Origin of the sequence: Nonomuraea basaltis (assembly GCF_005893125.1) — a bacterium.
Lineage (GTDB): Bacteria > Actinomycetota > Actinomycetes > Streptosporangiales > Streptosporangiaceae > Nonomuraea > Nonomuraea basaltis.
In genome coordinates this window covers 1-24,328 of the sequence record NZ_VCJS01000156.1, presented here as the reverse complement: position 1 = coordinate 24,328, position 24,328 = coordinate 1, and the positions used below count along the sequence as shown (strand labels likewise).

General features: G+C 66.0%; 39 protein-coding genes. 38 read left to right on the top strand and 1 reads right to left on the bottom strand.

Annotation, left to right across the window (positions count from 1 at the left end; translation table 11 throughout):
- Positions 1–6 precede the first annotated feature (6 nt).
- The 38 genes from rpsL to truA all read left to right on the top strand — a co-directional run bounded on the left by rpsL (position 7) and on the right by truA (position 23,755).
- Positions 7–381: a 30S ribosomal protein S12 gene (rpsL, locus tag EJK15_RS47325; RefSeq protein ID WP_020542315.1), complete on the top strand. Its 375-nt coding sequence runs from the start codon at positions 7–9 to the stop codon at positions 379–381.
- 2 nt (positions 382–383) lie between these two features.
- Positions 384–854 carry a 30S ribosomal protein S7 gene (rpsG, locus tag EJK15_RS47320; RefSeq protein ID WP_138670613.1) on the top strand — a complete coding sequence of 157 codons (471 nt, stop codon included), beginning with the start codon at positions 384–386 and terminating at the stop codon, positions 852–854.
- A 90-nt stretch (positions 855–944) separates the two neighbouring features.
- The gene (fusA, locus tag EJK15_RS47315; protein ID WP_240777668.1) at positions 945–2,993 is read left to right on the top strand and encodes an elongation factor G; all 2,049 of its coding nucleotides are present in this window, start codon (positions 945–947) and stop codon (positions 2,991–2,993) included.
- A gap of 146 nt (positions 2,994–3,139) precedes the next feature.
- Complete coding sequence (tuf, locus tag EJK15_RS47310) at positions 3,140–4,333, top strand: elongation factor Tu (protein ID WP_138717024.1); 1,194 nt, start codon at positions 3,140–3,142, stop codon at positions 4,331–4,333.
- A 256-nt stretch (positions 4,334–4,589) separates the two neighbouring features.
- Entirely contained in the window at positions 4,590–4,898 is a 309-nt protein-coding gene (gene rpsJ, locus EJK15_RS47305) for a 30S ribosomal protein S10 (protein WP_012887830.1), read from the top strand.
- A gap of 14 nt (positions 4,899–4,912) precedes the next feature.
- Entirely contained in the window at positions 4,913–5,566 is a 654-nt protein-coding gene (rplC, locus tag EJK15_RS47300; protein WP_138717023.1) for a 50S ribosomal protein L3, read from the top strand.
- Positions 5,563–6,213: a 50S ribosomal protein L4 gene (gene rplD / locus EJK15_RS47295; protein WP_138717022.1), complete on the top strand. Its 651-nt coding sequence runs from the start codon at positions 5,563–5,565 to the stop codon at positions 6,211–6,213. Before rplC ends, rplD begins: the two co-directional genes overlap by 4 nt.
- Entirely contained in the window at positions 6,213–6,515 is a 303-nt protein-coding gene (gene rplW / locus EJK15_RS47290) for a 50S ribosomal protein L23 (protein ID WP_138717021.1), read from the top strand. Before rplD ends, rplW begins: the two co-directional genes overlap by 1 nt.
- Positions 6,516–6,619: 104 nt before the next feature.
- Positions 6,620–7,456, top strand: coding sequence for a 50S ribosomal protein L2 (gene rplB, locus EJK15_RS47285; protein ID WP_138717020.1), 837 nt, complete (start codon positions 6,620–6,622; stop codon positions 7,454–7,456).
- Between the two features lie 11 nt (positions 7,457–7,467).
- Positions 7,468–7,746: a 30S ribosomal protein S19 gene (gene rpsS / locus EJK15_RS47280; RefSeq protein ID WP_138717019.1), complete on the top strand. Its 279-nt coding sequence runs from the start codon at positions 7,468–7,470 to the stop codon at positions 7,744–7,746.
- 30 nt (positions 7,747–7,776) lie between these two features.
- Positions 7,777–8,130, top strand: coding sequence for a 50S ribosomal protein L22 (rplV, locus tag EJK15_RS47275; protein WP_103960883.1), 354 nt, complete (start codon positions 7,777–7,779; stop codon positions 8,128–8,130).
- Positions 8,130–8,999 (top strand): 30S ribosomal protein S3, encoded by an 870-nt coding sequence (gene rpsC / locus EJK15_RS47270; RefSeq protein ID WP_138717018.1) that lies wholly within the window; start codon positions 8,130–8,132, stop codon positions 8,997–8,999. Before rplV ends, rpsC begins: the two co-directional genes overlap by 1 nt.
- 2 nt (positions 9,000–9,001) lie before the next feature.
- Complete coding sequence (gene rplP, locus EJK15_RS47265; protein WP_138717017.1) at positions 9,002–9,421, top strand: 50S ribosomal protein L16; 420 nt, start codon at positions 9,002–9,004, stop codon at positions 9,419–9,421.
- A complete protein-coding gene (gene rpmC, locus EJK15_RS47260; RefSeq protein ID WP_138717016.1) occupies positions 9,421–9,657 on the top strand; it encodes a 50S ribosomal protein L29 in 237 nt (78 codons plus the stop codon). The genes rplP and rpmC overlap by 1 nt, the downstream gene beginning before the upstream one ends.
- Positions 9,650–9,946 (top strand): 30S ribosomal protein S17, encoded by a 297-nt coding sequence (gene rpsQ, locus EJK15_RS47255; RefSeq protein ID WP_138717015.1) that lies wholly within the window; start codon positions 9,650–9,652, stop codon positions 9,944–9,946. The genes rpmC and rpsQ overlap by 8 nt, the downstream gene beginning before the upstream one ends.
- Before the next feature lie 372 nt (positions 9,947–10,318).
- On the top strand, positions 10,319–10,690 hold the full coding sequence (gene rplN, locus EJK15_RS47250; protein WP_106253399.1) for a 50S ribosomal protein L14: 372 nt from the start codon (positions 10,319–10,321) through the stop codon (positions 10,688–10,690).
- Positions 10,691–10,698: 8 nt separating this feature from the next.
- On the top strand, positions 10,699–10,986 hold the full coding sequence (gene rplX, locus EJK15_RS47245) for a 50S ribosomal protein L24 (protein WP_240777667.1): 288 nt from the start codon (positions 10,699–10,701) through the stop codon (positions 10,984–10,986).
- Entirely contained in the window at positions 10,986–11,561 is a 576-nt protein-coding gene (gene rplE, locus EJK15_RS47240; protein WP_138717013.1) for a 50S ribosomal protein L5, read from the top strand. Before rplX ends, rplE begins: the two co-directional genes overlap by 1 nt.
- Before the next feature lie 4 nt (positions 11,562–11,565).
- Entirely contained in the window at positions 11,566–11,751 is a 186-nt protein-coding gene (locus EJK15_RS47235; protein WP_090769707.1) for a type Z 30S ribosomal protein S14, read from the top strand.
- A gap of 155 nt (positions 11,752–11,906) precedes the next feature.
- Positions 11,907–12,305 (top strand): 30S ribosomal protein S8, encoded by a 399-nt coding sequence (gene rpsH, locus EJK15_RS47230; RefSeq protein WP_138717012.1) that lies wholly within the window; start codon positions 11,907–11,909, stop codon positions 12,303–12,305.
- Between the two features lie 16 nt (positions 12,306–12,321).
- Positions 12,322–12,864: a 50S ribosomal protein L6 gene (gene rplF, locus EJK15_RS47225; RefSeq protein WP_138717011.1), complete on the top strand. Its 543-nt coding sequence runs from the start codon at positions 12,322–12,324 to the stop codon at positions 12,862–12,864.
- Positions 12,865–12,866: 2 nt separating this feature from the next.
- Complete coding sequence (gene rplR, locus EJK15_RS47220) at positions 12,867–13,250, top strand: 50S ribosomal protein L18 (protein WP_138717010.1); 384 nt, start codon at positions 12,867–12,869, stop codon at positions 13,248–13,250.
- 49 nt (positions 13,251–13,299) lie between these two features.
- Positions 13,300–13,929, top strand: coding sequence for a 30S ribosomal protein S5 (gene rpsE / locus EJK15_RS47215; protein ID WP_049572667.1), 630 nt, complete (start codon positions 13,300–13,302; stop codon positions 13,927–13,929).
- 2 nt (positions 13,930–13,931) lie between these two features.
- Positions 13,932–14,114 (top strand): 50S ribosomal protein L30, encoded by a 183-nt coding sequence (gene rpmD / locus EJK15_RS47210; RefSeq protein ID WP_080043226.1) that lies wholly within the window; start codon positions 13,932–13,934, stop codon positions 14,112–14,114.
- A 2-nt stretch (positions 14,115–14,116) separates the two neighbouring features.
- Positions 14,117–14,572, top strand: a complete 456-nt coding sequence (rplO, locus tag EJK15_RS47205) for a 50S ribosomal protein L15 (RefSeq protein WP_138717009.1) — start codon at positions 14,117–14,119, stop codon at positions 14,570–14,572.
- 167 nt (positions 14,573–14,739) lie between these two features.
- Complete coding sequence (gene secY / locus EJK15_RS47200) at positions 14,740–16,044, top strand: preprotein translocase subunit SecY (RefSeq protein WP_138717008.1); 1,305 nt, start codon at positions 14,740–14,742, stop codon at positions 16,042–16,044.
- Positions 16,044–16,694: an adenylate kinase gene (locus tag EJK15_RS47195; protein WP_138717007.1), complete on the top strand. Its 651-nt coding sequence runs from the start codon at positions 16,044–16,046 to the stop codon at positions 16,692–16,694. The genes secY and EJK15_RS47195 overlap by 1 nt, the downstream gene beginning before the upstream one ends.
- A 108-nt stretch (positions 16,695–16,802) precedes the next feature.
- A complete protein-coding gene (map, locus tag EJK15_RS47190; RefSeq protein ID WP_138717006.1) occupies positions 16,803–17,612 on the top strand; it encodes a type I methionyl aminopeptidase in 810 nt (269 codons plus the stop codon).
- A gap of 33 nt (positions 17,613–17,645) precedes the next feature.
- The gene (locus tag EJK15_RS47185) at positions 17,646–18,056 is read left to right on the top strand and encodes a DUF1707 SHOCT-like domain-containing protein (RefSeq protein WP_240777666.1); all 411 of its coding nucleotides are present in this window, start codon (positions 17,646–17,648) and stop codon (positions 18,054–18,056) included.
- 101 nt (positions 18,057–18,157) lie between these two features.
- The gene (locus EJK15_RS47180) at positions 18,158–18,571 is read left to right on the top strand and encodes a hypothetical protein (RefSeq protein ID WP_138717004.1); all 414 of its coding nucleotides are present in this window, start codon (positions 18,158–18,160) and stop codon (positions 18,569–18,571) included.
- 288 nt (positions 18,572–18,859) lie between these two features.
- Complete coding sequence (gene infA / locus EJK15_RS47175; RefSeq protein ID WP_012887858.1) at positions 18,860–19,081, top strand: translation initiation factor IF-1; 222 nt, start codon at positions 18,860–18,862, stop codon at positions 19,079–19,081.
- A gap of 24 nt (positions 19,082–19,105) precedes the next feature.
- Entirely contained in the window at positions 19,106–19,219 is a 114-nt protein-coding gene (rpmJ, locus tag EJK15_RS47170; RefSeq protein WP_003956441.1) for a 50S ribosomal protein L36, read from the top strand.
- A gap of 221 nt (positions 19,220–19,440) precedes the next feature.
- Entirely contained in the window at positions 19,441–19,821 is a 381-nt protein-coding gene (gene rpsM, locus EJK15_RS47165) for a 30S ribosomal protein S13 (RefSeq protein ID WP_138717003.1), read from the top strand.
- Positions 19,822–19,863: 42 nt separating this feature from the next.
- On the top strand, positions 19,864–20,268 hold the full coding sequence (gene rpsK, locus EJK15_RS47160) for a 30S ribosomal protein S11 (RefSeq protein WP_091090131.1): 405 nt from the start codon (positions 19,864–19,866) through the stop codon (positions 20,266–20,268).
- Between the two features lie 23 nt (positions 20,269–20,291).
- A complete protein-coding gene (gene rpsD / locus EJK15_RS47155) occupies positions 20,292–20,918 on the top strand; it encodes a 30S ribosomal protein S4 (RefSeq protein WP_138717002.1) in 627 nt (208 codons plus the stop codon).
- 104 nt (positions 20,919–21,022) lie between these two features.
- The gene (locus EJK15_RS47150; protein WP_138670590.1) at positions 21,023–22,039 is read left to right on the top strand and encodes a DNA-directed RNA polymerase subunit alpha; all 1,017 of its coding nucleotides are present in this window, start codon (positions 21,023–21,025) and stop codon (positions 22,037–22,039) included.
- A gap of 207 nt (positions 22,040–22,246) precedes the next feature.
- Positions 22,247–22,789, top strand: a complete 543-nt coding sequence (gene rplQ, locus EJK15_RS47145; protein WP_138717001.1) for a 50S ribosomal protein L17 — start codon at positions 22,247–22,249, stop codon at positions 22,787–22,789.
- A gap of 87 nt (positions 22,790–22,876) precedes the next feature.
- Positions 22,877–23,755, top strand: a complete 879-nt coding sequence (gene truA, locus EJK15_RS47140; protein WP_138717000.1) for a tRNA pseudouridine(38-40) synthase TruA — start codon at positions 22,877–22,879, stop codon at positions 23,753–23,755.
- Here truA and EJK15_RS71475 read toward each other — a convergent pair.
- On the bottom strand, positions 23,720–24,328 hold a 609-nt coding region (locus tag EJK15_RS71475; RefSeq protein WP_171074939.1), incomplete at its 5' end, for a hypothetical protein. The genes truA and EJK15_RS71475 overlap by 36 nt on opposite strands.

Below are 24,328 nucleotides of genomic sequence, written 5' to 3'. Positions count from 1 at the left end.
GTGGCAGTGCCCACTATTCAGCAGTTGGTCCGCAAGGGCCGGCAGGACAAGGTCTCCAAGACCAAGACTCCTGCCCTCAAGGGGAGTCCGCAGCGCCGCGGCGTGTGCCAGCGCGTCTACACCACGACTCCGAAGAAGCCCAACTCGGCACTGCGCAAGGTGGCCCGCGTTCGGCTCACGAACGGCATCGAGGTCACGGCTTACATCCCCGGCGTGGGCCACAACCTGCAGGAGCACTCCATCGTGCTCGTGCGTGGCGGTCGTGTGAAGGACCTGCCTGGTGTTCGCTACAAGATCATCCGCGGTTCGCTGGACACCCAGGGTGTTCGTAACCGCAAGCAGGCCCGTAGCCGCTACGGCGCGAAGAAGGAGAAGAGCTAACTATGCCTCGTAAGGGTTCTCCTGGCCGTCGTCAGCTCATGTCTGACCCGGTTTACAGCTCGCCGCTGGTCACCGCTCTGATCAACAAGGTGCTCCTGGACGGCAAGCGCTCCATCGCGCAGTCGATCGTTTACGGCGCCCTCGAGGGCTGCAGGGACAAGACGGGCAACGACCCGGTCGTCACCCTGAAGCGCGCGCTTGACAACGTCAAGCCGACTCTCGAGGTCCGCAGCCGTCGGGTCGGTGGCGCGACCTACCAGGTCCCGGTCGAGGTGCGCGCGGCGCGCAGCACCACCCTGGCCCTGCGCTGGCTGGTGCAGTACTCCCGCGCCCGCCGCGAGAAGACCATGACCGAGCGCCTCATGAACGAGCTCCTCGACGCCAGCAACGGCCTCGGGGCGAGCGTCAAGAAGCGTGAGGACACACACAAGATGGCCGAGTCCAACAAGGCCTTCGCCCACTACCGCTGGTAACCCGGCGGGTTCGACGAGACGACGAGGACGCGAGTTAAAGTGGCCGCTACGACCGCTCTTGACCTGGCCAAGGTCCGCAACATCGGGATCATGGCCCATATCGACGCGGGCAAGACCACCACGACCGAGCGCATCCTGTTCTACACCGGCATCAACTACAAGATCGGTGAAGTCCACGAGGGCGCTGCCACGATGGACTGGATGGAGCAGGAGCAGGAGCGCGGCATCACGATCACGTCTGCCGCGACGACCTGTGAGTGGATCGGTCACACCATCAACATCATCGACACCCCGGGTCACGTCGACTTCACCATCGAGGTGGAGCGTTCGCTCCGCGTCCTCGACGGTGCCGTCGCCGTGTTCGACGGCGTCGCCGGTGTCGAGCCGCAGTCGGAGACGGTGTGGCGCCAGGCTGACCGCTACGAGGTCCCCCGGATCTGCTTCGTCAACAAGATGGACCGGGTCGGCGCGGAGTTCCACCGCTGCGTCGAGATGATGGTCAGCCGCCTGGCTGCGACCCCGGCCGTGATCCAGCTTCCGTGGGGCGTTGAGTCCGACTTCAAGGGCGTCATCGACCTCATCAAGATGCAGGGCCTCATCTGGAGCGCCGAGGCGGCCAAGGGCGAGATGTACGACACCGTCGACATCCCGGCCGACCACGTCGACGCCGCTCGTGAGTGGCGTGACCGCCTGATCGAGACCGTGGCCGAGAACGACGACGAGCTGATGGAGCTCTACCTCGAGGGCACTGAGCCCACCGAGGAGCAGCTGGTCGCGGCCATCCGCCGCGCCACGCTGGCCAGCACCATCAACCCGGTGCTCTGCGGCACCGCGTTCAAGAACAAGGGCGTGCAGCCCCTGCTCGACGCGATCGTCGCCTACCTCCCCGCGCCGACGGACATCGCGGCCTTCAAGGGCCACGCGGTCGGCAACGAGGACAAGGTGATCGAGCGTCACGCGGACCCGACCGAGCCGTTCTCTGCTCTGGCCTTCAAGATTGCCAGCGACCCGCACCTGGGCAAGCTCACCTACATCCGCATCTACTCGGGCACGCTCGAGACCGGTTCACAGGTCGTCAACTCTGTGAAGGGGAAGAAGGAGCGGATCGGCAAGATCTACCAGATGCACGCCAACAAGCGCGAAGAGCGCCCCACGGCGATCGCTGGTCAGATCGTGGCGGTCATGGGCCTCAAGGACACCACCACCGGTGACACCTTGTCCGACCCGCAGCACCAGGTTGTGCTCGAGTCGATGACGTTCCCGGCTCCGGTCATCAACGTCGCCATCGAGCCCAAGACCAAGGGCGACCAGGAGAAGCTGTCGATCGCGATCCAGCGCCTGGCCGAGGAGGACCCGTCCTTCCAGGTCCGTCGTGACGAGGAGACCGGTCAGACGGTCATCTGGGGCATGGGCGAGCTTCACCTTGAGATCCTCGTCGACCGCATGCGTCGCGAGTTCAAGGTCGAGGCGAACGTCGGCCGGCCCCAGGTCGCCTACCGCGAGACCATCCGCCGCAAGGTGGAGAAGGTCGACTACACCCACAAGAAGCAGACCGGTGGTTCCGGTCAGTTCGCGCGGGTGATCATCAACCTCGAGCCGCTGGGCGAAGGCAACGACGGCTACGAGTTCGAGAACAAGGTCACCGGCGGCCGGGTCCCGAGGGAATACATCCCCTCGGTCGACGCGGGCGCTCAGGAGGCAGCAGAGTTCGGCGTGCTGGCCGGTTATCCGATGGTGGGCGTGAAGGTTACGCTGACCGACGGCGCCGCGCACGACGTCGACTCCTCGGAAATGGCCTTCAAGATCGCTGGCTCGATGGCCTTCAAGGAGGCCGCGCGCAAGGCGGACGCCGTGCTCCTCGAGCCGACGATGGCCGTTGAGGTCACCACGCCCGAGGACTACATGGGTGATGTCATCGGCGACCTCAACGGCCGCCGGGGGCAGATCCAGTCGATGGACGAGCGCGCAGGCGCCCGTGTCATCACGGCGCTCGTGCCGCTCAATGAGATGTTCGGCTACGTGGGCGACCTGCGTAGCAAGACGCAGGGGCGGGCGAGCTACAGCATGCAGTTCGACTCCTACTCGGAGGTGCCCCCGGGCATCGCCAAGGAGATCGTCGCGAAGGCCCGGGGCGAATAGTTCCTGGACCGGTCGCAAGACCGATCCAGGACTTCTGTCCTGGTCCCTGGTGGGGCGGTGCGAGCCGCCCCGCCGCCAAGGGGTTCGGGAGTTCCCGGGCCCGAGTGTGTAGACGAAAGTCAGTCAGATTCTCAAGGAGAGAACCAGTGGGCAAGGCCAAGTTCGAGCGGACTAAGCCGCACATGAACATCGGCACCATTGGACACATCGACCACGGCAAGACCACGCTGACCGCGGCGATCACCAAGGTGCTTCACGACCGTTTCCCCGAGCTCAACAAGGCGACCCCGTTCGACAAGATCGACAAGGCGCCGGAGGAGAAGGCTCGCGGAATCACGATCTCGATCGCGCACGTCGAGTACCAGACGGAGAAGCGTCACTACGCTCACGTTGACTGCCCTGGTCACGCCGACTACGTGAAGAACATGATCACCGGTGCCGCTCAGATGGACGGCGCCATCCTCGTGGTCGCCGCCACCGACGGCCCGATGCCGCAGACGAAGGAGCACGTCCTCCTGGCCCGCCAGGTCGGCGTTCCCTACATCGTCGTGGCGCTCAACAAGGCCGACATGGTCGACGACGAGGAGATCCTCGAGCTCGTCGAGCTGGAGGTCCGTGAGCTCCTGTCCGCTCAGGAGTTCCCCGGCGACGACCTGCCCGTCATCCGCGTCTCCGCGCTCAAGGCTCTTGAGGGCGACGAGAAGTGGGCCGACAGCATCGTCGAGCTGATGAACGCCGTGGACGAGAACGTTCCCGAGCCCCCGCGTGAGACGGAGAAGCCGTTCCTCATGCCGGTCGAGGACGTCTTCTCGATCACCGGTCGTGGCACGGTCGTCACCGGCCGTATCGAGCGCGGTATCGTGAAGGTCAACGAGCAGGTTGACATCATCGGTATCAAGGAAGAGAAGACGACCACCACCGTCACCAGCATCGAGATGTTCAACAAGATGCTCGACGAGGGTCAGGCCGGTGACAACGCCGCTCTGCTGCTCCGCGGCATCAAGCGCGAGCAGGTCGAGCGCGGCCAGTGCATCATCAAGCCGGGCACGACCACGCCGCACACCGAGTTCACCGGCCAGGTCTACATCCTGTCCAAGGACGAGGGCGGCCGCCACACGCCGTTCTTCAACAACTACCGCCCGCAGTTCTACTTCCGTACGACTGACGTGACCGGTGTCGTGCACCTCCCTGAGGGCACCGAGATGGTCATGCCGGGCGACAACACCGAAATGCGCGTTGAGCTGATCCAGCCCATCGCCATGGAGGACGGCCTCAAGTTCGCGATCCGTGAGGGTGGCCGCACCGTCGGCGCCGGCCGGGTCGTGAAGATCATCAAGTAGCTAGACCGTCGGGGTGGCGGTCGGCCCCGAACCTTCGGGTCCGACCGCTGAACCGCGTCAACGGCTCCACGCATGGCGCCGTGATCCAGCAGTCGCTTCGGCCGGCATGTGACCGAAGTAACTGCCGGATCACGGAAGAAAAGGCAGATCGACTACGTCTGCCTCGTGGGGTCGCGCAGGCTTCGACCTGCAGCACAAAGCGGCAACAGGCCGCACGATACTTTTTCAGACGACAGCGAAGGACACCGAGGCCATTATGGCGGGACAGAAGATCCGCATCCGGCTTAAGGCCTATGACCACGAGGTCATCGATAGCTCGGCCAAGAAGATCGTCGAGACGGTGACGCGGACTGGCGCGAAGGTCGCGGGCCCGGTGCCGCTGCCGACCGAGAAGAACGTGTACTGCGTCATCCGCTCGCCGCACAAGTACAAGGACAGCCGCGAGCACTTCGAGATGCGCACGCACAAGCGGCTGATTGACATCATCGACCCGACCCCCAAGACGGTTGACTCGCTCATGCGGCTCGACCTCCCCGCGGGTGTCGACATTTCGATCAAGCTCTGAGGGAACGCACTGACATGGCTAAGACGATCAAGGGCGTCCTGGGCAAGAAGCTCGGCATGACCCAGGTCTTCGACGCGGACAACCGGATGGTTCCGGTGACCGTGGTGGAGGCCGGTCCGTGCGTGGTGACCCGCGTCCGCACTCCCGAGAAGGACGGCTACGCCGCCGTCCAGCTCGGCTTCGGGCAGGTCGACCCCAGGAAGGTCAACAAGCCGCTCGGCGACTACCTGCGTAAGCACGACATCACCCCGCGCCGTTACTTCGCGGAGATCCGCACCGACGACGCGAACGACTACACCCTGGGCCAGGAGCTGCTGGCCGACACCTTCGAGCCGGGCCAGTTCGTCGACGTGACGGGCAAGAGCAAGGGCAAGGGCTTCGCCGGTGTCATGAAGCGGCACGGATTCAAGGGTCTGGGCGCGTCGCACGGTACGCAGCGCAAGCACCGCTCGCCGGGTTCCATCGGTGGCTGCGCCACCCCGGGCCGCGTTTTCAAGGGTCTGCGTATGGCTGGCCGGATGGGTAACGTCCGCACCACCGTGCAGAGCCTCAAAGTTCACTCCGTGGACGCCGAGAACGGTCTCATCCTGATCAAGGGTGCGATCCCCGGCGCCAACGGAAGCCTGGTCCTCGTCCGTACCGCTGCCAAGAAGGGGGCTGCCAAGTGAGCACCACTATTGACGTCCTCGACGCCAGCGGCGCGAAGGCCGGCACCGTTGACCTGCCCGAGGACATCTTCGGCGCCAAGGTCAACATTCCGCTGATCCACCAGGTGGTCGTGGCCCAGCTCGCCGCTCGCCGGCAGGGCACCCACAAGGCCAAGACCCGTGGTGAGGTTCGCGGCGGCGGCAAGAAGCCGTACCGCCAGAAGGGCACCGGCCGCGCCCGTCAGGGCTCGACCCGCGCGCCGCAGTTCGCCGGCGGTGGCGTGGTTCACGGCCCCGTGCCGCGTGACTACGCGCAGCGCACGCCCAAGAAGATGAAGGTCGCCGCCCTGCGTGGCGCCCTGTCCGACCGGGCCGGCGGCGGCCGCGTCCACGTGGTCAGCTCGCTGGTCGCGGGGGAGACCCCCAAGACCAAGGCTGCCCTGGAGGCACTGCGCAAGATCACCCAGGCTCCGCGCGTGCTCCTCGTGGTCGACGAGGCCGACGAGCTGACGTGGATGAGCCTGCGTAACGCTCCCGAGGTCCACCTGCTGGACTCCGGGCAGCTCAACACCTACGACGTGCTCGTGCACGACGACGTGGTCTTCACGCAGGAGGCTTACGACCAGGTCGTCGCTCGTCTGAGCCAGGGCGGGAAGGAAGACGCCTGATGGAGAAGATCGCCGACCCGCGCGACATCATCATCAAGCCGGTCGTCTCTGAGAAGAGCTATGGCCTGATCGATGACAACAACAAGTACACGTTCCTGGTGAAGAAGACCGCGAACAAGACCCAGGTCAAGATCGCTGTTGAGCAGATCTTCGGGGTCAAGGTCACCAGCGTGAACACCATCAACCGGCAGGGCAAGCGCAAGCGGACCCGTACCGGTTTCGGCAAGCGTCCCGACACCAAGCGCGCAATCGTGAGCCTGGTCGAGGGCGATCGGATCGACATCTTCGGTCAGATCGGCTAGCAGCCATAGAAGTGAGCGGGCCGAATGCGGTCCGCGGGGCTGAGACCGCCGCACTCCGGTGCGGCGGGCTCACCCATGTAACCGACGAAGGATGAACGAAAAAGATGGGCATCCGTAAGTACAAGCCGACGACTCCGGGTCGCCGCGGGTCGAGTGTCTCGGACTTCTCCGAGATCACCCGCAGCACCCCTGAGAAGTCGCTGCTTGCGCCCCTTCACAGCAAGGGCGGCCGCAACGTACACGGCCGGGTCACCGCTCGCCACCAAGGCGGCGGTCACAAGCGCGCCTACCGGATCATTGACTTCCGTAGGCATGACAAGGACGGCATTCCGGCGAAGGTCGCTCACATCGAGTACGACCCCAACCGCACCGCCAACATCGCTCTGCTCCACTACGCCGACGGCGAGAAGCGCTACATCATCGCGCCGACGGGCCTCAAGCAGGGCGACCGAATCGAGAACGGCCCCGCTGCCGACATCAAGCCGGGCAACTGCCTGCCGCTGCGCAACATCCCGACCGGTACCTTCATCCACGCGGTGGAGCTCCGTCCGGGCGGCGGCGCCAAGCTCGGCCGTTCCGCGGGCGCCCAGATCCAGCTGCTCGCCAAGGAAGGCACCTACGCCACGCTGCGTATGCCGTCCGGTGAAATGCGCATGGTCGACGTGCGCTGCCGGGCGTCGGTGGGTCAGGTCGGCAACGCCGAGCAGGCCAACATCAACTGGGGCAAGGCCGGCCGTATGCGGTGGAAGGGCAAGCGCCCGACCGTTCGCGGTGTCGCGATGAACCCCGTCGACCACCCACACGGTGGTGGTGAGGGCAAGACCTCCGGCGGTCGCCACCCGGTGAACCCGAAGGGTAAGCCTGAGGGCCGCACCCGCCAGGCCAACAAGTCCAGCGACCGGCTGATCATCCGTCGTCGGAGCAAGAGGAAGAAGCGGTAGGAGCAGCCGAAATGCCACGTAGCCTAAAGAAGGGTCCCTTCGTGGACGACCACCTCGCCAAGAAGGTGGACGCCCAGAACGAGAAGGGCACCAAAACCGTCATCAAGACGTGGTCGCGGCGCTCCATGATCGTTCCCGACATGCTCGGGCACACGATCGCCGTGCACGACGGCCGCAAGCACGTCCCGGTGTTCGTCACCGAGTCGATGATCGGCCACAAGCTCGGAGAGTTCGCCCCCACGCGGACGTTCCGCAGCCACGTCAAGGACGACCGGCGCAGCCGGCGATAGACGCCTTCAGAAGTATTAGAGGAGTAAGCGATGGAAGCCAGGGCTCAGGCGCGGTTCGTCCGTGTCACGCCCCTCAAGGCCCGCCGCGTGGTGGACCTTATTCGCGGGCTGCCCGCTTCGGAGGCGCAGGCCGTGCTGCAGTTCGCTCCCCAGTCGGCGAGCGAGCCGATCTACAAGGTGCTCAGCAGCGCCATGGCGAACGCTGAGCACAATTTCGATCTCGACCCGAGCACGCTCGTCGTGAGCCGCGCGTGGGTCGACGAGGGCCCGACGCTGAAGCGGTTCCGTCCGCGTGCACAGGGTCGTGCCTATCGGATCAACAAGCGGACGAGCCACATCACTGTGATCGTGGAGTCCCGCGAGCCGAAGGGAAGGACCCGATAGTGGGCCAGAAGGTTAACCCGCACGGGTTCCGCCTCGGCATCACGACCGACTTCAAGAGCCGGTGGTACGCCGACAAGCTGTACAAGGCATACGTCGCCGAGGACGTGGCGATCCGCCGCATGCTGCAGAAGGGCATGGAGCGGGCCGGCATCTCCAAGGTCGAGATCGAGCGCACGACGGACCGCGTTCAGGTGGACATCCACACCGCGCGTCCCGGCATCGTGATCGGCCGGCGCGGCGCCGAGGCGGACCGTATCCGTGGCGACCTGGAGAAGCTGACCAAGAAGCAGGTCCAGCTGAACATCCTCGAGGTCAAGAACCCGGAGATCGACGCGCAGCTCGTCGCGCAGGGCGTGGCCGAGCAGCTGTCCAGCCGTGTCTCGTTCCGCCGCGCCATGCGCAAGGCGATGCAGTCGGCCATGAAGTCCGGCGCCAAGGGCATCCGTGTCCAGTGCTCCGGTCGTCTGGGCGGCGCCGAGATGTCGAGGTCGGAGTTCTACCGCGAGGGCCGCGTGCCGCTGCACACCCTCCGCGCGGACATCGACTACGGCCTCTACGAGGCCCGTACGACCTTCGGCCGCATCGGCGTGAAGGTCTGGATCTACAAGGGCGAGGCTCCGACCAGCCGCGCCGAGCGCGAGGCGGCAGCCGCCGGTGCTCGTGCCGGCCAGCGTCGTGACCGCGACGACCGCCGTGGCGGCGGTGGCGGTGGCGGCGGCGGCGAGCGTCCCCGTCGTGGTGGCGGTGACCGTCCCCGTCGTGGTGGCGGTGGCGGCGGCCGCGGCGACCGCGCCCCCCGCACCGAGGCGGCCCCGCAGGCTGCCCCCGAGACCGGCCCGGCTGCGCAGCCGGGTGCTGAAGGGAGCTGACCATGCTGATCCCGCGCAGGGTCAAGCACCGCAAGCAGCACCGGCCCGACCGCAGCGGAGCCGCCAAGGGCGGCACCAGGGTCGTGTTCGGCGAGTTCGGCATCCAGGCGATGGAGCACTCCTATGTGACCAACCGCCAGATCGAGTCGGCTCGTATTGCGATGACCCGTCACATCAAGCGTGGCGGAAAGGTGTGGATCAACATCTACCCCGACCGTCCCCTCACCAAGAAGCCTGCCGAGACCCGCATGGGTTCCGGTAAGGGTTCGCCGGAGTGGTGGATCGCCAACGTCAAGCCCGGACGCGTGATGTTCGAGCTGTCGGGTGTCTCCGAGCCGATCGCGCGCGAGGCGCTCACCAGGGCGATCCACAAGCTTCCAATGAAGTGCAAGATCGTTAAGCGTGAAGTGGGTGAGGCGTGATGGCTAAGGGCCTGACCGCCGGCGAGCTGCGAGTGGAGGACCAGGACACCCTGGCCCAGAAGCTCAAGGAGGCGAAGGAGGAGCTTTTCAACCTCCGCTTCCAGGCGGCGACCGGTCAGTTGGAGAGCCACGGGCGGCTGCGGGCCGTCCGCCGCGAGATCGCCCGTATCTACACCGTGATGCGCGAGCGCGAGCTCGGCATCGTCACGGTCGAGAAGGAGTCGAGCGATGGCTGAGACCGAGACCAGCAGCACCACTGAGGAGACCGAGGCCGGGCGGAACTTCCGCAAGGTCCGCGAGGGCCTCGTCGTCAGCGACAAGATGGACAAGACCGTCGTCGTCGCCGTCGAGGACCGCGTCAAGCACCGTCTGTACGGCAAGGTCATCCGCCGTACGACCAAGTACAAGGCACACGACGAGGCCAACGCCTGCGGCGTCGGCGACCGCGTGCTGCTCATGGAGACCCGCCCCCTCTCCGCCACCAAGCGGTGGAGGGTCGTGGAGATCCTCGAGAAGGCCAAGTAGGAGAGGAAGCCGAACCGGACGCTGAGGGATGCGAAAGCAGACCTCAGGGTGCAAGGTGAGGCGGACTCGACCATCCAACTCGTCCTCTCGGATATACCGCGCCTCGTGGGGGCTCTCAGAGCCCCCATGACGGTGTCCAAGGACGCGAGGTCCCCTAGGGCCTCGCGTCGCCTGCGGTGCGGTCCCAGGCCCTCCTGGAGGGTTCCACGGGGCTGTGGCCGGAGGACCAAGACAATGACAGGTTCCGCCAGGCTCAACGCGGAAGCTCTGCTTCCGCGGATCTCGGGAAAGACGTGCAAAGCACGGAGCTTTTCAGGGGGTTCGCGGGGGGAGCCCCCGCGGGAGAACCGGCGCGACTAACAGGAGTTCAACGTGATCCAGCAGGAGTCGCGGCTCAAGGTCGCCGACAACACGGGGGCGAAGGAAATCCTTTGCATCCGTGTTCTCGGCGGCTCGGGCCGACGCTACGCCGGTATCGGCGACATCATCGTCGCCACTGTCAAGGACGCGCTGCCCGGCAGCACGGGCGTCAAGAAGGGCGATGTGGTCAAGGCCGTCATCGTCCGCACGGTCAAGGAGCGCCGCCGGCCCGACGGCTCCTACATCCGCTTCGACGAGAACGCCGCCGTCATCATCAAGGACAGCGGTGACCCTCGTGGCACTCGTATCTTCGGCCCGGTCGGCCGCGAGCTGCGCGACAAGAAGTTCATGCGCATCATCTCGCTCGCCCCGGAGGTGTTGTAATGCCGAAGCTGCATGTGAAGAAGGGTGACCTGGTTCAGGTCATCGCCGGCAAGGACAAGGGTGCCAAGGGTCGTGTGATCGCCACTCACCCGCGCGAGGACCGCGTGGTGGTCGAGGGCGTCAACATGATCAAGAAGCACGAGAAGGAGACCCACCAGGGTCCGCGCGGCGCCAAGACCGGCGGCGTGCAGACCATGGAGGCTCCCATCCACGTGTCGAACGTGAAGAAGCTCAAGGACGAGAAGCCCGCCGACAAGAAGGCCGAGAAGGCCGAGGAGACGGGTGAGGACAGCTGATGACTGCCACGACCACTGAGACCGAGCGCCCGACGCCGCGACTCAAGACGAAGTACCGCGAGGAGATCGCGGCCCAGCTTCGCGAGCAGTTCGGCATCGAGAACGTCATGCAGATCCCTGGCTTGACCAAGATCAAGGTCAACATGGGTGTCGGCGAGGCGGCTCGTGACTCCAAGCTCATCGAGGGTGCCGTCCGCGACCTCACCGCGATCACCGGCCAGAAGCCGGCCGTCGTCCGGGCGCGCAAGTCCATCGCCCAGTTCAAGCTGCGCGAGGGCATGCCGATCGGCGCGCACGTCACGCTGCGCGGCGACCGTATGTGGGAGTTCCTCGACCGGCTGCTGGCGCTCGCGCTGCCCCGCATCAGGGACTTCCGCGGCCTGTCGCCCAAGCAGTTCGACGGCAACGGCAACTACACCTTCGGTCTGACCGAGCAGGTCATGTTCCACGAGGTCGACCAGGACAAGGTCGACCGGCCGCGGGGCATGGACATCACGATCGTGACCACCGCGAAGAACGACGACCAGGGCCGGGCGCTGCTGAAGCTCCTCGGCTTCCCGTTCAAGGAGGCCTGATCCAATGGCGAAGAAGTCGCTGATCGCCAAGGCGGGGCGCAAGCAGAAGTTCGAGGTCCGGGCGTACACCCGGTGCACGCGCTGTGGCCGGCCCCGCGCCGTCTACCGTAAGTTCGGGCTCTGCCGCGTGTGCTTCCGCGAGATGGCGCACCGGGGCGAGCTGCCCGGCATCACCAAGTCGAGCTGGTAGATACCCTGAGGGCGACCTCGTGTCGCCCCTGGGTGATCGCCTGCCATACATATCAAGTTGAAAACAGGACGCACCGCGTCCGTGACCGCGCCGAAGGTCCACCGGCAGAGCACTGCTTGGCCGACTGGAAACCGCGGCGAGGAAGGCCACTGGCCATGACGATGACCGACCCGATCGCAGACATGCTGACACGTCTGCGAAACGCGAACTCGGCGTACCACGAGAGTGTGTCGATGCCGTATTCGAAGATCAAGGCGCACATCGCCGAGATCCTCCAGCAGGAGGGCTACATCCAGGCTTGGGCCGTCGAGGACGCCAAGGTTGGTAAGAACCTCGTGGTGGAGCTCAAGTTCGGGCCCACCCGTGAGCGGTCGCTCGCGGGCCTGCGCCGGGTTTCCAAGCCCGGTCTGCGGGTTTATGCAAAGAAGGACAACCTGCCTCGAGTCCTGGGCGGACTGGGCGTCGCGATCATCTCGACGTCCCACGGCCTCATGACCGACAAGCAGGCCGGCAAGCGTGGCGTGGGCGGGGAAGTCCTCGCCTACGTCTGGTAGAGGGGAGGTACACAGCATGTCGAGAATCGGACGGCTGCCCATCCCTGTGCCAAGTGGCGTAGACATCACGATCACCGGCCAGGATGTCCAGGTCAAGGGCCCGAAGGGCACGCTTTCTCACAAGGTCGCCGAGCCCATCAAGGTGGTTCGGGACGACGACGGCGCCATCGCCGTCAGCCGGCCCAACGACGAGAACAAGGTCCGTGCGCTGCACGGCCTGTCCAGGACGCTGATCGCCAACATGGTGCAGGGCGTCACCCAGGGCTACTCCAAGTCCCTGGAGATCGTCGGCGTCGGTTACCGCGTTCAGGCCAAGGGCCCGGCGCAGCTGGAGTTCTCTCTGGGCTTCAGTCACCCGGTCATCGTCGACGCCCCCGAGGGCGTCACCTTCCGCGTCGAGAAGCCGACCGTGTTCCACGTGGACGGCATCGACAAGCAGAAGGTCGGCGAGGTCGCGGCCAACATCCGCAAGTTGCGCAAGCCTGACCCGTATAAGGGCAAGGGCGTGCGTTACCAGGGCGAACAGATCCGCCGCAAGGTCGGAAAGGCTGGTAAGTAGGCATGGCTCCGAAGACTGCGTTCAGCAAGCACACGGCTGCCCGCACCGTCTCGCGGGCCCGCCGTCACCGCCGCGTCCGCAAGAACGTCGTCGGTACGGCCGAGCGTCCGCGCCTGGTCGTCAACCGTTCTACCCGTCACATGTTCGTCCAGATCGTGGACGACACCGTCGGCCACACGCTGGTGAGCGCGTCCACCATGGACTCCTCGCTGCGCACGCTGGAGGCGGACAAGACGGGGAAGGCCAAGAAGGTCGGCGAGCTCCTCGCTCAGCGGGCCAAGGAAGCCGGGATCACCAAGGTCGTCTTCGACCGCGGTGGCAACCGGTATGCAGGTCGGATCGCGGCGCTGGCTGACAGCGCCCGCGAGGGCGGGCTCGAGTTCTGATGAGGGCCCGGGGATCGCAACTAATGGCAACTGAGATGAGGAACCACTGATGGCTGCAGCTCCGCGTCGCGGTGGCGGCACCGGTGGCGAGCGGCGAGACCGTCGTGACGATCGCCGCGGTGGCGCCGCCGACAAGGGCGTCTCGTACATCGAGCGTGTAGTGAAGATCAACCGAGTGGCCAAGGTCGTGAAGGGTGGTCGTCGCTTCAGCTTCACCGCTCTCGTCGTCGTCGGCGACGGCAACGGCCTGGTCGGCGTCGGCTATGGCAAGGCCAAGGAAGTCCCCGCGGCCATCGCCAAGGGCGTCGAAGAGGCGAAGAAGCACTTCTTCAAGGTGCCTCGGATCCAGGGCACCATCCCGCACACCGTGCAGGGCGAAGAGGCGGCCGGCGTCGTCTTCCTGCGTCCGGCCTCGGCCGGTACCGGCGTCATCGCCGGTGGCCCGGTGCGTGCGGTGCTGGAGTGCGCGGGCATCCACGACGTGCTGTCCAAGTCGCTCGGCTCGGACAACCCGATCAACATCGTGCACGCCACCGTGGCGGCTCTGAAGGGCCTCTCGCGCCCCGAGGAGATCGCCGCCCGCCGTGGTCTGCCGATCGAGGACGTGGCTCCGGCCCGGATGCTCAAGGCTCAGCGCGAGGGCATCGCGGAGGCCGCGGCCGCGAAGGCGGTGAGCTAGTCATGGCACGCCTGAAGATCACTCAGGTTCGCTCGAAGATCGGTGGCAAGCAGAACCAGCGTGATTCGCTGCGCTCGCTTGGCCTGAAGCGAATCGGCGATGTCGTCGTCAAGGAGGACCGGCCCGAGATTCGCGGGATGGTCTCCGTGGTGACGCACCTCGTCGAGGTGGAAGAGGTCGACTAGTCATGACTGACAAGGCTCCGCTCAAGATTCACGACCTGCGTCCCGCCCCGGGCTCCAACAAGTCCAAGGTCCGCAAGGGCCGTGGCGAGGCGTCCAAGGGCAAGACCGCGGGTCGCGGCACCAAGGGCAGCCACGCCCGTACGACGGTCCCCCTCGGTTTCGAGGGTGGCCAGGTGCCGCTGCAGAGGCGTCTGCCGAAGCTCAAGGGCTTCTCCAACGCCCTGTTCAAGACGACCTACCAGGTCGTCAACCTCGACAGGCTCGGCGAGCTGTTCCCCGAAGGTGGCGAGGTCACCGTCGAGGCGCTGGTCGCCAAGGGTGCTGTCCGCAAGAACCAGCTCGTGAAGGTGCTCGGCACCGGCGAGATCTCGGTCTCGGTGAACGTGCGGGCTCACGCCTTCTCGTCCGCCGCGAAGGAGAAGATCGCCGCCGCCGGTGGCTCCGTTACCGAGCTGTAAGAGCTATTACGAGGCGTGGGGGCTTTGACAAATGCCCCCACGCCCGTAGTGCGTTAGAGTTCGCGAGACGGCAGGCTTCTGTCCGGCTCGTTAGACCTAAGACTTGAGATGGCAGATCCCCGCACCATCGCATACTCACACCGCCGTAAAGGCGCGCAGGAGGGACCGTGCTGACCGCGTTTACCCGGGCGTTCCGGACACCGGACCTGCGCAAAAAGTTGCTCTTCACCCTGGGCATCATCGCGCTATTCCGTCTCGGCTCGGTTCTTCCGACTCCGGGAGTTCACGTCCAGAACCTCGCGGCCTGTTTCGATCAGGCCCGTAACGGAGCCGCCGGCAACATCTACGGGATGGTGCAGCTTTTCAGCGGTGGTGCGCTCCTGAAGCTTTCGGTGTTCGCGCTGGGCATCATGCCGTACATCACCGCGAGCATCATTCTGCAACTGCTCGTCGTCGTGATTCCACGTCTTGAGGCTCTCAAGAAGGAAGGCCAGGCCGGCCAGACGAAGATCACGCAGTACACGCGTTATCTGACCATCGGCCTCGCGGTCCTGCAGTCGACCGCGTTCATCGCGCTGGCCCGCACCGGCCAGCTCTTCCCGAACTGCCAGCAGGACGTGCTGCTCGACCCCGACAACATCTTCGGCATCGTCACGATGGTGGTCATCATGACGGCCGGCACCTCGGTGATCATGTGGCTGGGTGAGCTCATCACCGACCGCGGCGTCGGCAACGGCATGTCCATCCTGATCTTCACCCAGATCGTGGCGGTCTTCCCGTCCGAGCTGGCCAACATCTTCCAGGCCAACAAGTTCACCTTCGCGGTCGTCCTGGTCGTCGGCGTCTTCATGATCGCCGCGGTGGTCTTCGTCGAGCAGGGGCAGCGGCGCATCCCGGTGCAGTACGCCAAGCGGATGGTCGGGCGCCGGATGTACGGCGGCACGTCCACCTACATCCCGCTGAAGGTCAACCAGGCCGGCATCATCCCGGTCATCTTCGCGTCTTCGCTGCTCTACCTGCCGCAGCTGATCACCTCGCTCTTCCAGACCAGCGACAACGTGGTGGTCCGGTGGATCGCACAGAACCTGGCCACGGGCGACACCCCGATCTACATGGCCACGTTCTTCCTGCTGATCGTCTTCTTCACGTACTTCTACGTGTCCATCACGTTCAACCCCGCTGAAGTCGCCGACAACATGAAGAAGTACGGTGGTTTCATTCCGGGCATCCGTCCCGGCCGTCCGACGGCTGAATACCTGAACTTCGTGCTCACCCGTCTGACCGCGCCCGGCGCGCTCTATCTGGGTCTGATCTCCATGGTCCCGATCGTCGCGCTGGCGGTGGCCGGTGCGAGCCAGAACTTCCCGTTCGGAGGGACGAGCATTCTGATCATGGTAGGCGTCGGCCTGGACACGGTGAAGCAGATCGAGAGCCAGCTGCAGCAGCGTAATTACGAAGGCTTCCTGCGGTAGTGCGTCTCGTTCTGGTCGGGCCCCCCGGAGCGGGTAAGGGGACACAGGCCCAGTTCATCGCATCGAACCTGTCCATCCCGAAGATCTCGACAGGTGACATCTTCCGTGCCAACGTGTCGGGCGGCACGGACCTTGGCAAGCTGGCCAAGACGTTCATGGACCGTGGCGACCTGGTGCCCGACGAGGTCACCATCGCCATGGTCCGCGACCGCCTCTCGGAGGACGACGCGCAGGACGGCTTCCTGCTCGACGGCTTTCCGAGGAACGTCGCGCAGGCCGAGATCCTGCGCGACATGCTCAAGGACTGGGGCCAGGCGCTGGACCTCGTCCTGGAGCTCGTCGTCGACGACGACGAGGTGGTCAGGCGGCTGGCCGGCCGGCGCACCTGCAGTCAGTGCGGCCGCATCTGGCACGTTGAGTTCGACGACAAGAAGGACGACAGGTGCGACGCGTGCGGGGGCGCGCTGTTCCAGCGTGACGACGACAAGGAAGAGACCGTCAGGCACCGCCTGGAGGTCTACCAGGAGCAGACGGCACCGCTGGTCTCCTACTACGCCGACGAGGGCATCCTCGTGGGGGTCGACGCGACCGGTCCGGTCGAGGAGGTCACCCAGCGGGCCATGGAGGCGATCCGCCCGTTCATGGGCTAGCTGCGGCAGCACAGATTGCGGAGGTGGCACGGGTTTCCGTGCCACCTCGCGGCTATTGTGGGGGATTGGGCCCCCAGGTGGCCCGTTGAGACCCATGGGGGGCAATGCATGTTCAAGAGAAACCGCCACGGAATACAGATCAAGTCGACGGAGCAGCTTGAGAAGATGCGGGCGGCGGGGCTGGTGGTCGGGCGCACGCTCGACCTGCTGAAGCGCTCGGTCGAGCCCGGCATGACGCCGCTCGACCTCGACGCCATCGCCGAGAAGGCGATCAGGGGGGAGGGCGCGATCCCGTCGTTCAAGGGCTACCAGGGCTTTCCCGCGACGATCTGCGCGTCGGTGAACGACGAGGTGGTGCACGGCATCCCGACCGACGCGCGCAAGCTGCGCGAGGGCGACATCGTCTCGATCGACTGTGGCGCCATCCTCGACGGCTGGCACGGCGACTCGGCCGTCACGGTCGCGATCGGCGAGGTGGACACCAAGCTGACCGACCTGATGCGCATCACGGAGGAGGCCATGTGGCGCGGCATCGCCGCGCTGAAGCCCGGCCGCAACCTTTCCGACATCGGCTACGAGATCGAGCGGTACGTCAAGTCGCAGGGCCGCTTCGGCATTCCCCCCGAGTACGGTGGCCACGGCATCGGCACTGAGATGCACATGGACCCGTGGATCGCCAACCACGGCAAGCCCGGCCGCGGCCCGATGCTGGAGGAGGGCATGTGCCTGGCCATCGAGCCCATGGTCAACCTGGGCACGGAGCGCACGCGGGTGCTGGCCGACGACTGGACCGTGGTCACGATCGACGGCAAGCCCTCCGCACACTTCGAACACAGCGTCGCCGTGACACATAATGGTCCTTGGGTGCTGACCGCCCTAGACGGGGGCAAAGAGCGCCTAGCTCAACTGCAGACCTAACCGGGAGTGGGTGGGATGGCGAACAGTCCCGACATGCGAGCATCCGACTCCGACCGCGACCGGGTGGCCGCCGTCCTGCGCGAGCACACCGCTCAGGGCCGCATCACGATGGACGAGTTCAACGAGCGGCTCGAACAGCTCTACAAGAGCAAGACCTACGGCGACCTGGCGAAGTTAACGGCCGACCTGCCCGACGTGGACCTGCGCCACCGTCCCGCCAAGGTGGCGCCGACTCCCGCCCGCCAGAGCGGCATGCATCCGGGCATGAGGGCGGCCTGGGGCGCTTGGGCCATGGCCAGCGGCATCAACTGGGTGATCTGGCTGATCGTGAGCCTCTCGTCGGGCGACCTGGTCTATCCCTGGCCGCTGTGGGTGATGGGCCCGTGGGGCGTGATCCTGCTGATGAGCACCATTTTCGGCGGAAACCAGCCGAAGAGCCCGTAGGAGAGTGCACTAGTGCACTGTGTGCATTCGTGCGCAGAACGGATAGGGCCGGATTCCTAACGTGAGCTGTGTCGAGAAACACGACTCACGGAGGAACCGAAATGCGCAAGGTCCTAGCAGCCACCGCTCTCGCCGGCTCCATCGCCCTGACCGGCCTCGCCGTCGCCCCCGCCGCCCAGGCGGCCACCGCCACCCAGACCGCCGCCTCCACGGCGACCACGATGGGCAACTGGGGCAAGTACTACTCCAGCAACAAGAAGGCCTACACCTACGGCAAGACCTGGAAGAAGAACGGCAAGGTCTACACCCACTGGTACGGCAAGGAGTTCACGCCGAAGAACGGCTACGTCTGGTTCCGCTACGAGTACAGCAACGGCGGCACCGGCAAGCACTTCTACAGCTGGAACAACTCCGAGAACCACACCTGGAGCAAGAAGGGCATCAAGAAGCTGTACACGTACACCTGCTGGGGCGGCAAGTTCAAGTACTGCGGTTCGGTGCACCGCATCTACTAGGAGCCCCACTCCCCAGGAAGGCCCGCCGGGATCTCTCCCCCGGCGGGCCTTCCGCTGTGCGGGCCTCTGGACGAGTGGGTGTAGGGTAGACTTTTACGTGGTTGTGTCAGGACACCTGGCACGCGTTTCGCGTTTTTGGCTCAGGTGTCGTACACTCCTTAGTCGGCTCACTATGACTTGTCACGCGTCGGCGATCTTTGCCGATCGTCGCTCTCTTCGAAGCGTGATGGTCGCGGCTGCGTAGTGAACCGGAGCCTCAGACGACCGATCAGTGAAACGCGAGGAATTTTGGCCAAGAAAGACGGCGCCATCGAGATCGAGGGCACTGTGGTCGAATCGCTCCCGAACGCCATGTTCCGGGTGCAGCTCGACAACGGCCATAAGGTCCTGGCCCATATCAGCGGACGGATGCGGATGCACTACATCCGGATCCTTCCTGACGACCGGGTAGTCGTTGAACTGAGCCCCTACGACCTGAGTCGTGGGCGGATCGTCTACCGATACAAGTAAGACGTCTGAGGAACACAAAGGACAATGAAGGTAAAGCCGAGCGTCAAGAAGATCTGCGACAAGTGCAAGGTGATCCGCCGGCACGGTCGCGTCATGGTGATCTGCGACAACCTGCGCCACAAGCAGCGCCAGGGCTAGTCGCCGCAAGGCTTCTCCGAGTCCGCCCCGCGAGGGAGCGGGCTCGACGCATGAGGAGCCTGCAGTCAGTAATCGCGTGTCACACCTGAGCAGGCGGGCTTCTTCGGAAGGCTCGAACCACTCGGGAGACCCCCGGTCGGAGGCCGGGGCCCTCACCCCGGGCATTGGGGAGGGGTAGTGAGGCGCAAGACCTCCGCCACAAAGAAGGAGAATGCCCGACCATGGCTCGCCTGGTTGGCGTCGACCTCCCCCGCGACAAGCGGCTGGAGATCGCTCTCACCTACATTTACGGAATCGGCCGCACCCGCGCCCAGGAGATCCTCGAGGCCACCGGTGTCAGCGGCGACCTCCGGGTCCACCAGCTCTCCGACACCGAGCTCGTCCCGATGCGTGACTACATCGAGGCGAACTACAAGATCGAGGGTGACCTGCGCCGCGAGGTCCAGGCCGACATCCGCCGCAAGATCGAAATCGGTTGCTACCAGGGCATCCGGCACCGCAAGGGCCTGCCGGTCCACGGTCAGCGCACGCAGACGAACGCGCGCACCCGCAAGGGCAAGAAGAAGACCGTCGCCGGTAAGAAGAAGCCCGGTAAGAAGTAGTCCACAGCCGCGGACCGAAGACCTCAGGAGTAATGGCAAACAATGCCTCCTAAGAGCCGTCAGGGTGCACCGAAGAAGGTGCGCCGCAAGGAGAAGAAGAACGTCGCTCATGGGCACGCCCACATCAAGAGCACGTTCAACAACACGATCGTCTCGATCACGGACCCGACCGGGAACGTGATCTCCTGGGCCAGCGCCGGCCACGTGGGTTTCAAGGGCTCCCGTAAGTCCACCCCGTTCGCCGCTCAGATGGCCGCGGAGAACGCCGCTCGTCGCGCCATGGAGCACGGCATGCGCAAGGTCGACGTCTTCGTCAAGGGTCCCGGCTCCGGCCGTGAGACCGCGATCCGCTCGCTGCAGGCCACTGGCCTCGAAGTGGGCTCGATCCAGGACGTCACCCCGGTTCCGCACAACGGCTGCCGCCCGCCCAAGCGCCGCCGCGTCTGATTTAGCCCAGGAGATAGAGAGAAATGGCTCGTTACACGGGCGCGGACTGCAAGCTTTGCCGTCGGGAGAAGACCAAGCTCTTCCTCAAGGGCAGCAAGTGTGAGTCCGCCAAGTGCCCCATCGAGATCCGTCCTTACCCGCCGGGTGAGCACGGCCGCGGACGTCCCAAGGAGTCCGAGTACCAGCTTCAGCTTCGCGAGAAGCAGAAGACCCGCCGCATCTACGGCGTCCTCGAGAAGCAGTTCCACAACTACTACGAGGAAGCCGCCCGCAAGAGCGGCAAGTCGGGTGAGGTGCTGCTCCAGATCCTGGAGAGCCGCCTCGATAACGTCGTCTACCGCGCCGGGCTCGCCCAGTCGCGTGACGCCGCCCGCCAGCAGGTGCGCCACGGCCACTTCCTGGTGAACGGCAAGAAGGTCGACATCCCGTCCTACCGCGTGCGCGAGCACGACATCATCGAGGTCCGCGAGACCAAGCGCAACCTGCTGCCGTACGAGGTGGCCCGCGCCACCGCCGGCGAGCGCACCGTTCCCGCGTGGCTCGGCGTCGTGCCCGAGAAGCTCCGCATCCTGGTTCACCAGCTGCCGGTTCGCCAGCAGATCGACACCCAGGTCCAGGAGCAGCTCATCGTCGAGTACTACTCGAAGTAAGTAGTCACTCGCTGGTCCGGGTGCGGCATGCCGTACCCGGACTAGGCTGTTTATCGGAGTGGCGTCATATAGCGGGCGCCACACGAAAAGGGGAGAACCCACTCATGCTGATCGCTCAGCGTCCGACTCTTCTCGAAGAGTCGATCGACGACACCCGGTCCCGATTCGTCATCGAGCCGCTGGAGCCGGGCTTCGGCTACACCATCGGCAACTCGCTGCGCCGCACGCTGCTGTCGTCCATTCCGGGCGCGGCCGTGACGAGCATCCGCATCGAGGGCGTGCTGCACGAGTTCTCGACCGTTCCCGGGGTCAAGGAAGACGTCACCGACATCATCCTCAACCTCAAGGAGCTCGTCGTCTCGTCCGAGCACGACGAGCCGGTCGTGATGTACCTGCGCAAGCAGGGCCCGGGTGAGGTCACCGCCGCCGACATCGCGCCCCCGGCCGGTGTCGAGGTGCACAACCCCGAGCTTCGCATCGCCACGCTCAACGGCAAGGCGAAACTGGAGATGGAGCTGACCGTCGAGCGCGGTCGCGGCTACGTCTCCGCCGCCCAGAACAAGCAGCCGGGCCAGGAGATCGGGCGCATTCCGATCGACTCGATCTACTCCCCGGTGCTCAAGGTCACGTACAAGGTCGAGGCGACCCGAGTCGAGCAGCGTACCGACTTCGACCGCCTCATCCTCGACGTCGAGACCAAGCCCGCGATGAAGCCCCGCGACGCGGTGGCCTCCGCCGGCAAGACCCTGGTCGAGCTGTTCGGCCTGGCCCGCGAGCTCAACGTCGAGGCCGAGGGCATCGACATCGGCCCGTCGCCGACCGACGCCGCTCTGGCCGCCGATCTGGCGCTGCCGATCGAGGAGCTGAACCTGACCGTTCGCTCCTACAACTGCCTCAAGCGCGAGGGCATCCACACCGTGGGTGAGCTCGTCGCCCGCAGCGAGCAGGACCTGCTCGATATAAGGAACTTCGGCGCCAAGTCGATCGAAGAGGTCAAGCAGAAGCTGCACGAGATGACGCTGGCGCTCAAGGACTCCCCGCCCGGGTTCGACCCGAGCGCGGTGGCCGGCGGCGGCTACGACGACGACGACAGCGCGTACGTCGAGACCGAGCAGTACTGACCACGCGGGGGCTCTGCCCCCGCGACCCCCCGAAAGGGCGAGGTCCCTTCGGGGCGTTTGAGATCGCGGGAATCGCTAGCGATTCCCGCCCCGAAAGGGCCAGGTCCCTTCGGGGCGTTTGAGAACGCGGGGATCGCAAGCGATTCCCGCGGCCCGACTCCGGTACCTGATACGGCCGGGGCGGGTTAATCCACAAGGAGAGATGAAATGCCCAAGCCCACCAAGGGTGCACGTCTTGGCGGCAGCCCGGCGCACGAGCGGCTGATCCTGGCCAACCTGGCCACCGATCTGTTCCGCTACGGCAAGATCCGCACGACGGTCACGAAGGCCAAGCGCCTGCGTCCGGTGGCGGAGCGCCTGATCACCAAGGCGAAGAAGGGCGACATCCACAACCGTCGCCAGGTCCTGACCGTCGTCAAGGACAAGGGCGTCGTGCACCACCTCTTCACCGAGATCGCGACGACGTTCGCCGAGCGTCCCGGTGGCTACACCCGCATCACCAAGGTCGGACCGCGCAAGGGCGACAACGCCCCGATGGCGGTCATCGAGCTGGTGACCGAGCCGCTGAACGCCGTCACCACCCGCCGCACCGAGGCACCGGCCGCCGCCGCGGCGCCCGCGCCCGCCGCGGAGGAGACCGAGGCCCCCAAGGCTGAGGAGACCGAGGAGGCCACGGCGGAGACCGCCGAGGCTCCCGAGGCCGCCGCCGAGGAGACCCCGGCCGCTGAGGCGAAGAAGGACGAGGCCTGATCTTTCAGGCGGCTGAATCGGGCCCGGACCCCCTCACGGGGATCCGGGCCCTTTTCGATACAGGAGATCATCGATAGGAGGATCAGCGTGGTACGGCTCCGCCTCGACCTCGCGTACGACGGGACCGACTTCTCCGGATGGGCCAGGCAGCCCGGGCGGCGCACGGTCCAGGGCGAGATCGAGCAGGCGCTCGGCCGGATCCTGCGGCTGGGCGAGCCCGCCATGCTGACCGTGGCCGGCCGTACCGACGCTGGCGTGCACGCGCGCGGCCAGGTCGCCCACGTGGACGTGCCCGACGGGTCGCTGGCCGAGCTGGACGGGAACCGCGGGCCGCTGGGCGTGCGTGAGCGGCTCTCTGCGCTCGTTCGGCGGCTGGGTGGGGTCCTGACACCCGATGTACGGATTTATCGGGTCTCGGTGGCTCCTGAGGGCTTTGACGCACGGTTCTCGGCGACGTTCCGGCGGTACGCGTACCGGGTGAGCGATGCCGTGGGTGGCGTCGACCCGCTGCGGCGTCGTGAGGTGGTGTGGCACAACCGGCCGCTGGATCTCGGCGCGCTGAACGCGGCGGCGGCGCGGCTGATCGGCGAGCACGACTTCGCGGCCTTCTGCAAGAGGCGCGAGGGAGCCACCACGATCAGGGAGCTGCAGCGGCTGGCGTGGGTACGCGAGCCGGACGGCGTGCTCGTGGCCACCGTTGTGGCCGACGCGTTCTGCCACTCGATGGTGCGGGCGCTGGTCGGCTCGCTGCTGGCCGCAGGCGAAGGGCGGCGGCCGGTGGAGTGGCCGGGCGAGGTGCTGCTCCGGGGCGTACGCGACTCAGGGGTGCACGTGGCGCCCGCCCACGGGCTGTGCCTGGAGGAGGTCGGCTATCCGCCGGACGCCGAGCTCGCCGCGCGCGCCGAGGCCACGCGGCGAGTCCGGGCTCTGTCAATCCTTGGTGACGCGGCGCTCCAGAACGAGTGAGGTCTGGTCGCGGAACGCGCCGCTGACCTTGGGCAGTGCCTTCTCCTTCGCCACCGGGGTGTGGCCGTCGGTGTGGGTGGCGTAGCTGAAGACGATGTACCGGCCCCACACCAGGCCCGCCGCGTAGCCGCCCGCGATGTGCACGCGCTCGCCGCCGGACCCGGCCGCTCCCGGCAGGGGGCGGAACCAGACATTCTTGCCGAGATTCTTCGCCTGGTCGGCGGCGGTGGCCGCGTCCTTGGTCGGCAGCACGGCTATGCCTGTCGTGACGGCGTAGCGGCGCTTGCTGTCGACGTACGTGGCCCGCAGCACGCGGCTGCACTTCTGCTCCTTCAGCGCGTCCGCGAAGGCGCCCGTGGCGGCCTTGTCACAGGTCGTCTCCATGCTCGCCTTGACCCTGGTGAACGTGGTGCCCGCCGCGCTGACCTTCTTCTTCGGGAACGCCTCGGACAACGACAGCTTCTGCGGGTCGGTCTGCTCGGAGTTGAGGATGGACGCGGCCGGCCCGTTGGTGGCCGGGGCGGAGGCGGGCGGCTGCTCGTCGGGCAGCGTGGACGCGGTGGTGGCCTGGGC

Excerpts from the sequence above, each read along its gene's own strand:
- rplV (WP_103960883.1), top strand. The coding sequence starts at position 7,777 with ATGGAAGCCAGGGCTCAGGCGCGGTTCGTCCGTGTCACGCCCCTCAAG.
- rplQ (WP_138717001.1), top strand. The coding sequence starts at position 22,247 with ATGCCCAAGCCCACCAAGGGTGCACGTCTTGGCGGCAGCCCGGCGCAC.
- rplR (WP_138717010.1), top strand. The coding sequence starts at position 12,867 with ATGGCTCCGAAGACTGCGTTCAGCAAGCACACGGCTGCCCGCACCGTC.
- EJK15_RS47235 (WP_090769707.1), top strand. The coding sequence starts at position 11,566 with ATGGCGAAGAAGTCGCTGATCGCCAAGGCGGGGCGCAAGCAGAAGTTC.
- rpsS (WP_138717019.1), top strand. The coding sequence starts at position 7,468 with ATGCCACGTAGCCTAAAGAAGGGTCCCTTCGTGGACGACCACCTCGCC.
- fusA (WP_240777668.1), top strand. The coding sequence starts at position 945 with ATGGCCCATATCGACGCGGGCAAGACCACCACGACCGAGCGCATCCTG.
- EJK15_RS47185 (WP_240777666.1), top strand. The coding sequence starts at position 17,646 with ATGCGAGCATCCGACTCCGACCGCGACCGGGTGGCCGCCGTCCTGCGC.
- rpsJ (WP_012887830.1), top strand. The coding sequence starts at position 4,590 with ATGGCGGGACAGAAGATCCGCATCCGGCTTAAGGCCTATGACCACGAG.
- rpsD (WP_138717002.1), top strand. The coding sequence starts at position 20,292 with ATGGCTCGTTACACGGGCGCGGACTGCAAGCTTTGCCGTCGGGAGAAG.
- rplW (WP_138717021.1), top strand. The coding sequence starts at position 6,213 with ATGGAGAAGATCGCCGACCCGCGCGACATCATCATCAAGCCGGTCGTC.
- rpsK (WP_091090131.1), top strand. The coding sequence starts at position 19,864 with ATGCCTCCTAAGAGCCGTCAGGGTGCACCGAAGAAGGTGCGCCGCAAG.
- rpsE (WP_049572667.1), top strand. The coding sequence starts at position 13,300 with ATGGCTGCAGCTCCGCGTCGCGGTGGCGGCACCGGTGGCGAGCGGCGA.
- rpmJ (WP_003956441.1), top strand. The coding sequence starts at position 19,106 with ATGAAGGTAAAGCCGAGCGTCAAGAAGATCTGCGACAAGTGCAAGGTG.
- map (WP_138717006.1), top strand. The coding sequence starts at position 16,803 with ATGTTCAAGAGAAACCGCCACGGAATACAGATCAAGTCGACGGAGCAG.
- rpsM (WP_138717003.1), top strand. The coding sequence starts at position 19,441 with ATGGCTCGCCTGGTTGGCGTCGACCTCCCCCGCGACAAGCGGCTGGAG.
- rpsG (WP_138670613.1), top strand. The coding sequence starts at position 384 with ATGCCTCGTAAGGGTTCTCCTGGCCGTCGTCAGCTCATGTCTGACCCG.
- rplP (WP_138717017.1), top strand. The coding sequence starts at position 9,002 with ATGCTGATCCCGCGCAGGGTCAAGCACCGCAAGCAGCACCGGCCCGAC.
- rplC (WP_138717023.1), top strand. The coding sequence starts at position 4,913 with ATGGCTAAGACGATCAAGGGCGTCCTGGGCAAGAAGCTCGGCATGACC.
- rplB (WP_138717020.1), top strand. The coding sequence starts at position 6,620 with ATGGGCATCCGTAAGTACAAGCCGACGACTCCGGGTCGCCGCGGGTCG.
- EJK15_RS47150 (WP_138670590.1), top strand. The coding sequence starts at position 21,023 with ATGCTGATCGCTCAGCGTCCGACTCTTCTCGAAGAGTCGATCGACGAC.
- rplE (WP_138717013.1), top strand. The coding sequence starts at position 10,986 with ATGACTGCCACGACCACTGAGACCGAGCGCCCGACGCCGCGACTCAAG.
- EJK15_RS47180 (WP_138717004.1), top strand. The coding sequence starts at position 18,158 with ATGCGCAAGGTCCTAGCAGCCACCGCTCTCGCCGGCTCCATCGCCCTG.
- rpmC (WP_138717016.1), top strand. The coding sequence starts at position 9,421 with ATGGCTAAGGGCCTGACCGCCGGCGAGCTGCGAGTGGAGGACCAGGAC.
- rpsQ (WP_138717015.1), top strand. The coding sequence starts at position 9,650 with ATGGCTGAGACCGAGACCAGCAGCACCACTGAGGAGACCGAGGCCGGG.
- rpsH (WP_138717012.1), top strand. The coding sequence starts at position 11,907 with ATGACGATGACCGACCCGATCGCAGACATGCTGACACGTCTGCGAAAC.
- rplO (WP_138717009.1), top strand. The coding sequence starts at position 14,117 with ATGACTGACAAGGCTCCGCTCAAGATTCACGACCTGCGTCCCGCCCCG.
- rpmD (WP_080043226.1), top strand. The coding sequence starts at position 13,932 with ATGGCACGCCTGAAGATCACTCAGGTTCGCTCGAAGATCGGTGGCAAG.
- rplF (WP_138717011.1), top strand. The coding sequence starts at position 12,322 with ATGTCGAGAATCGGACGGCTGCCCATCCCTGTGCCAAGTGGCGTAGAC.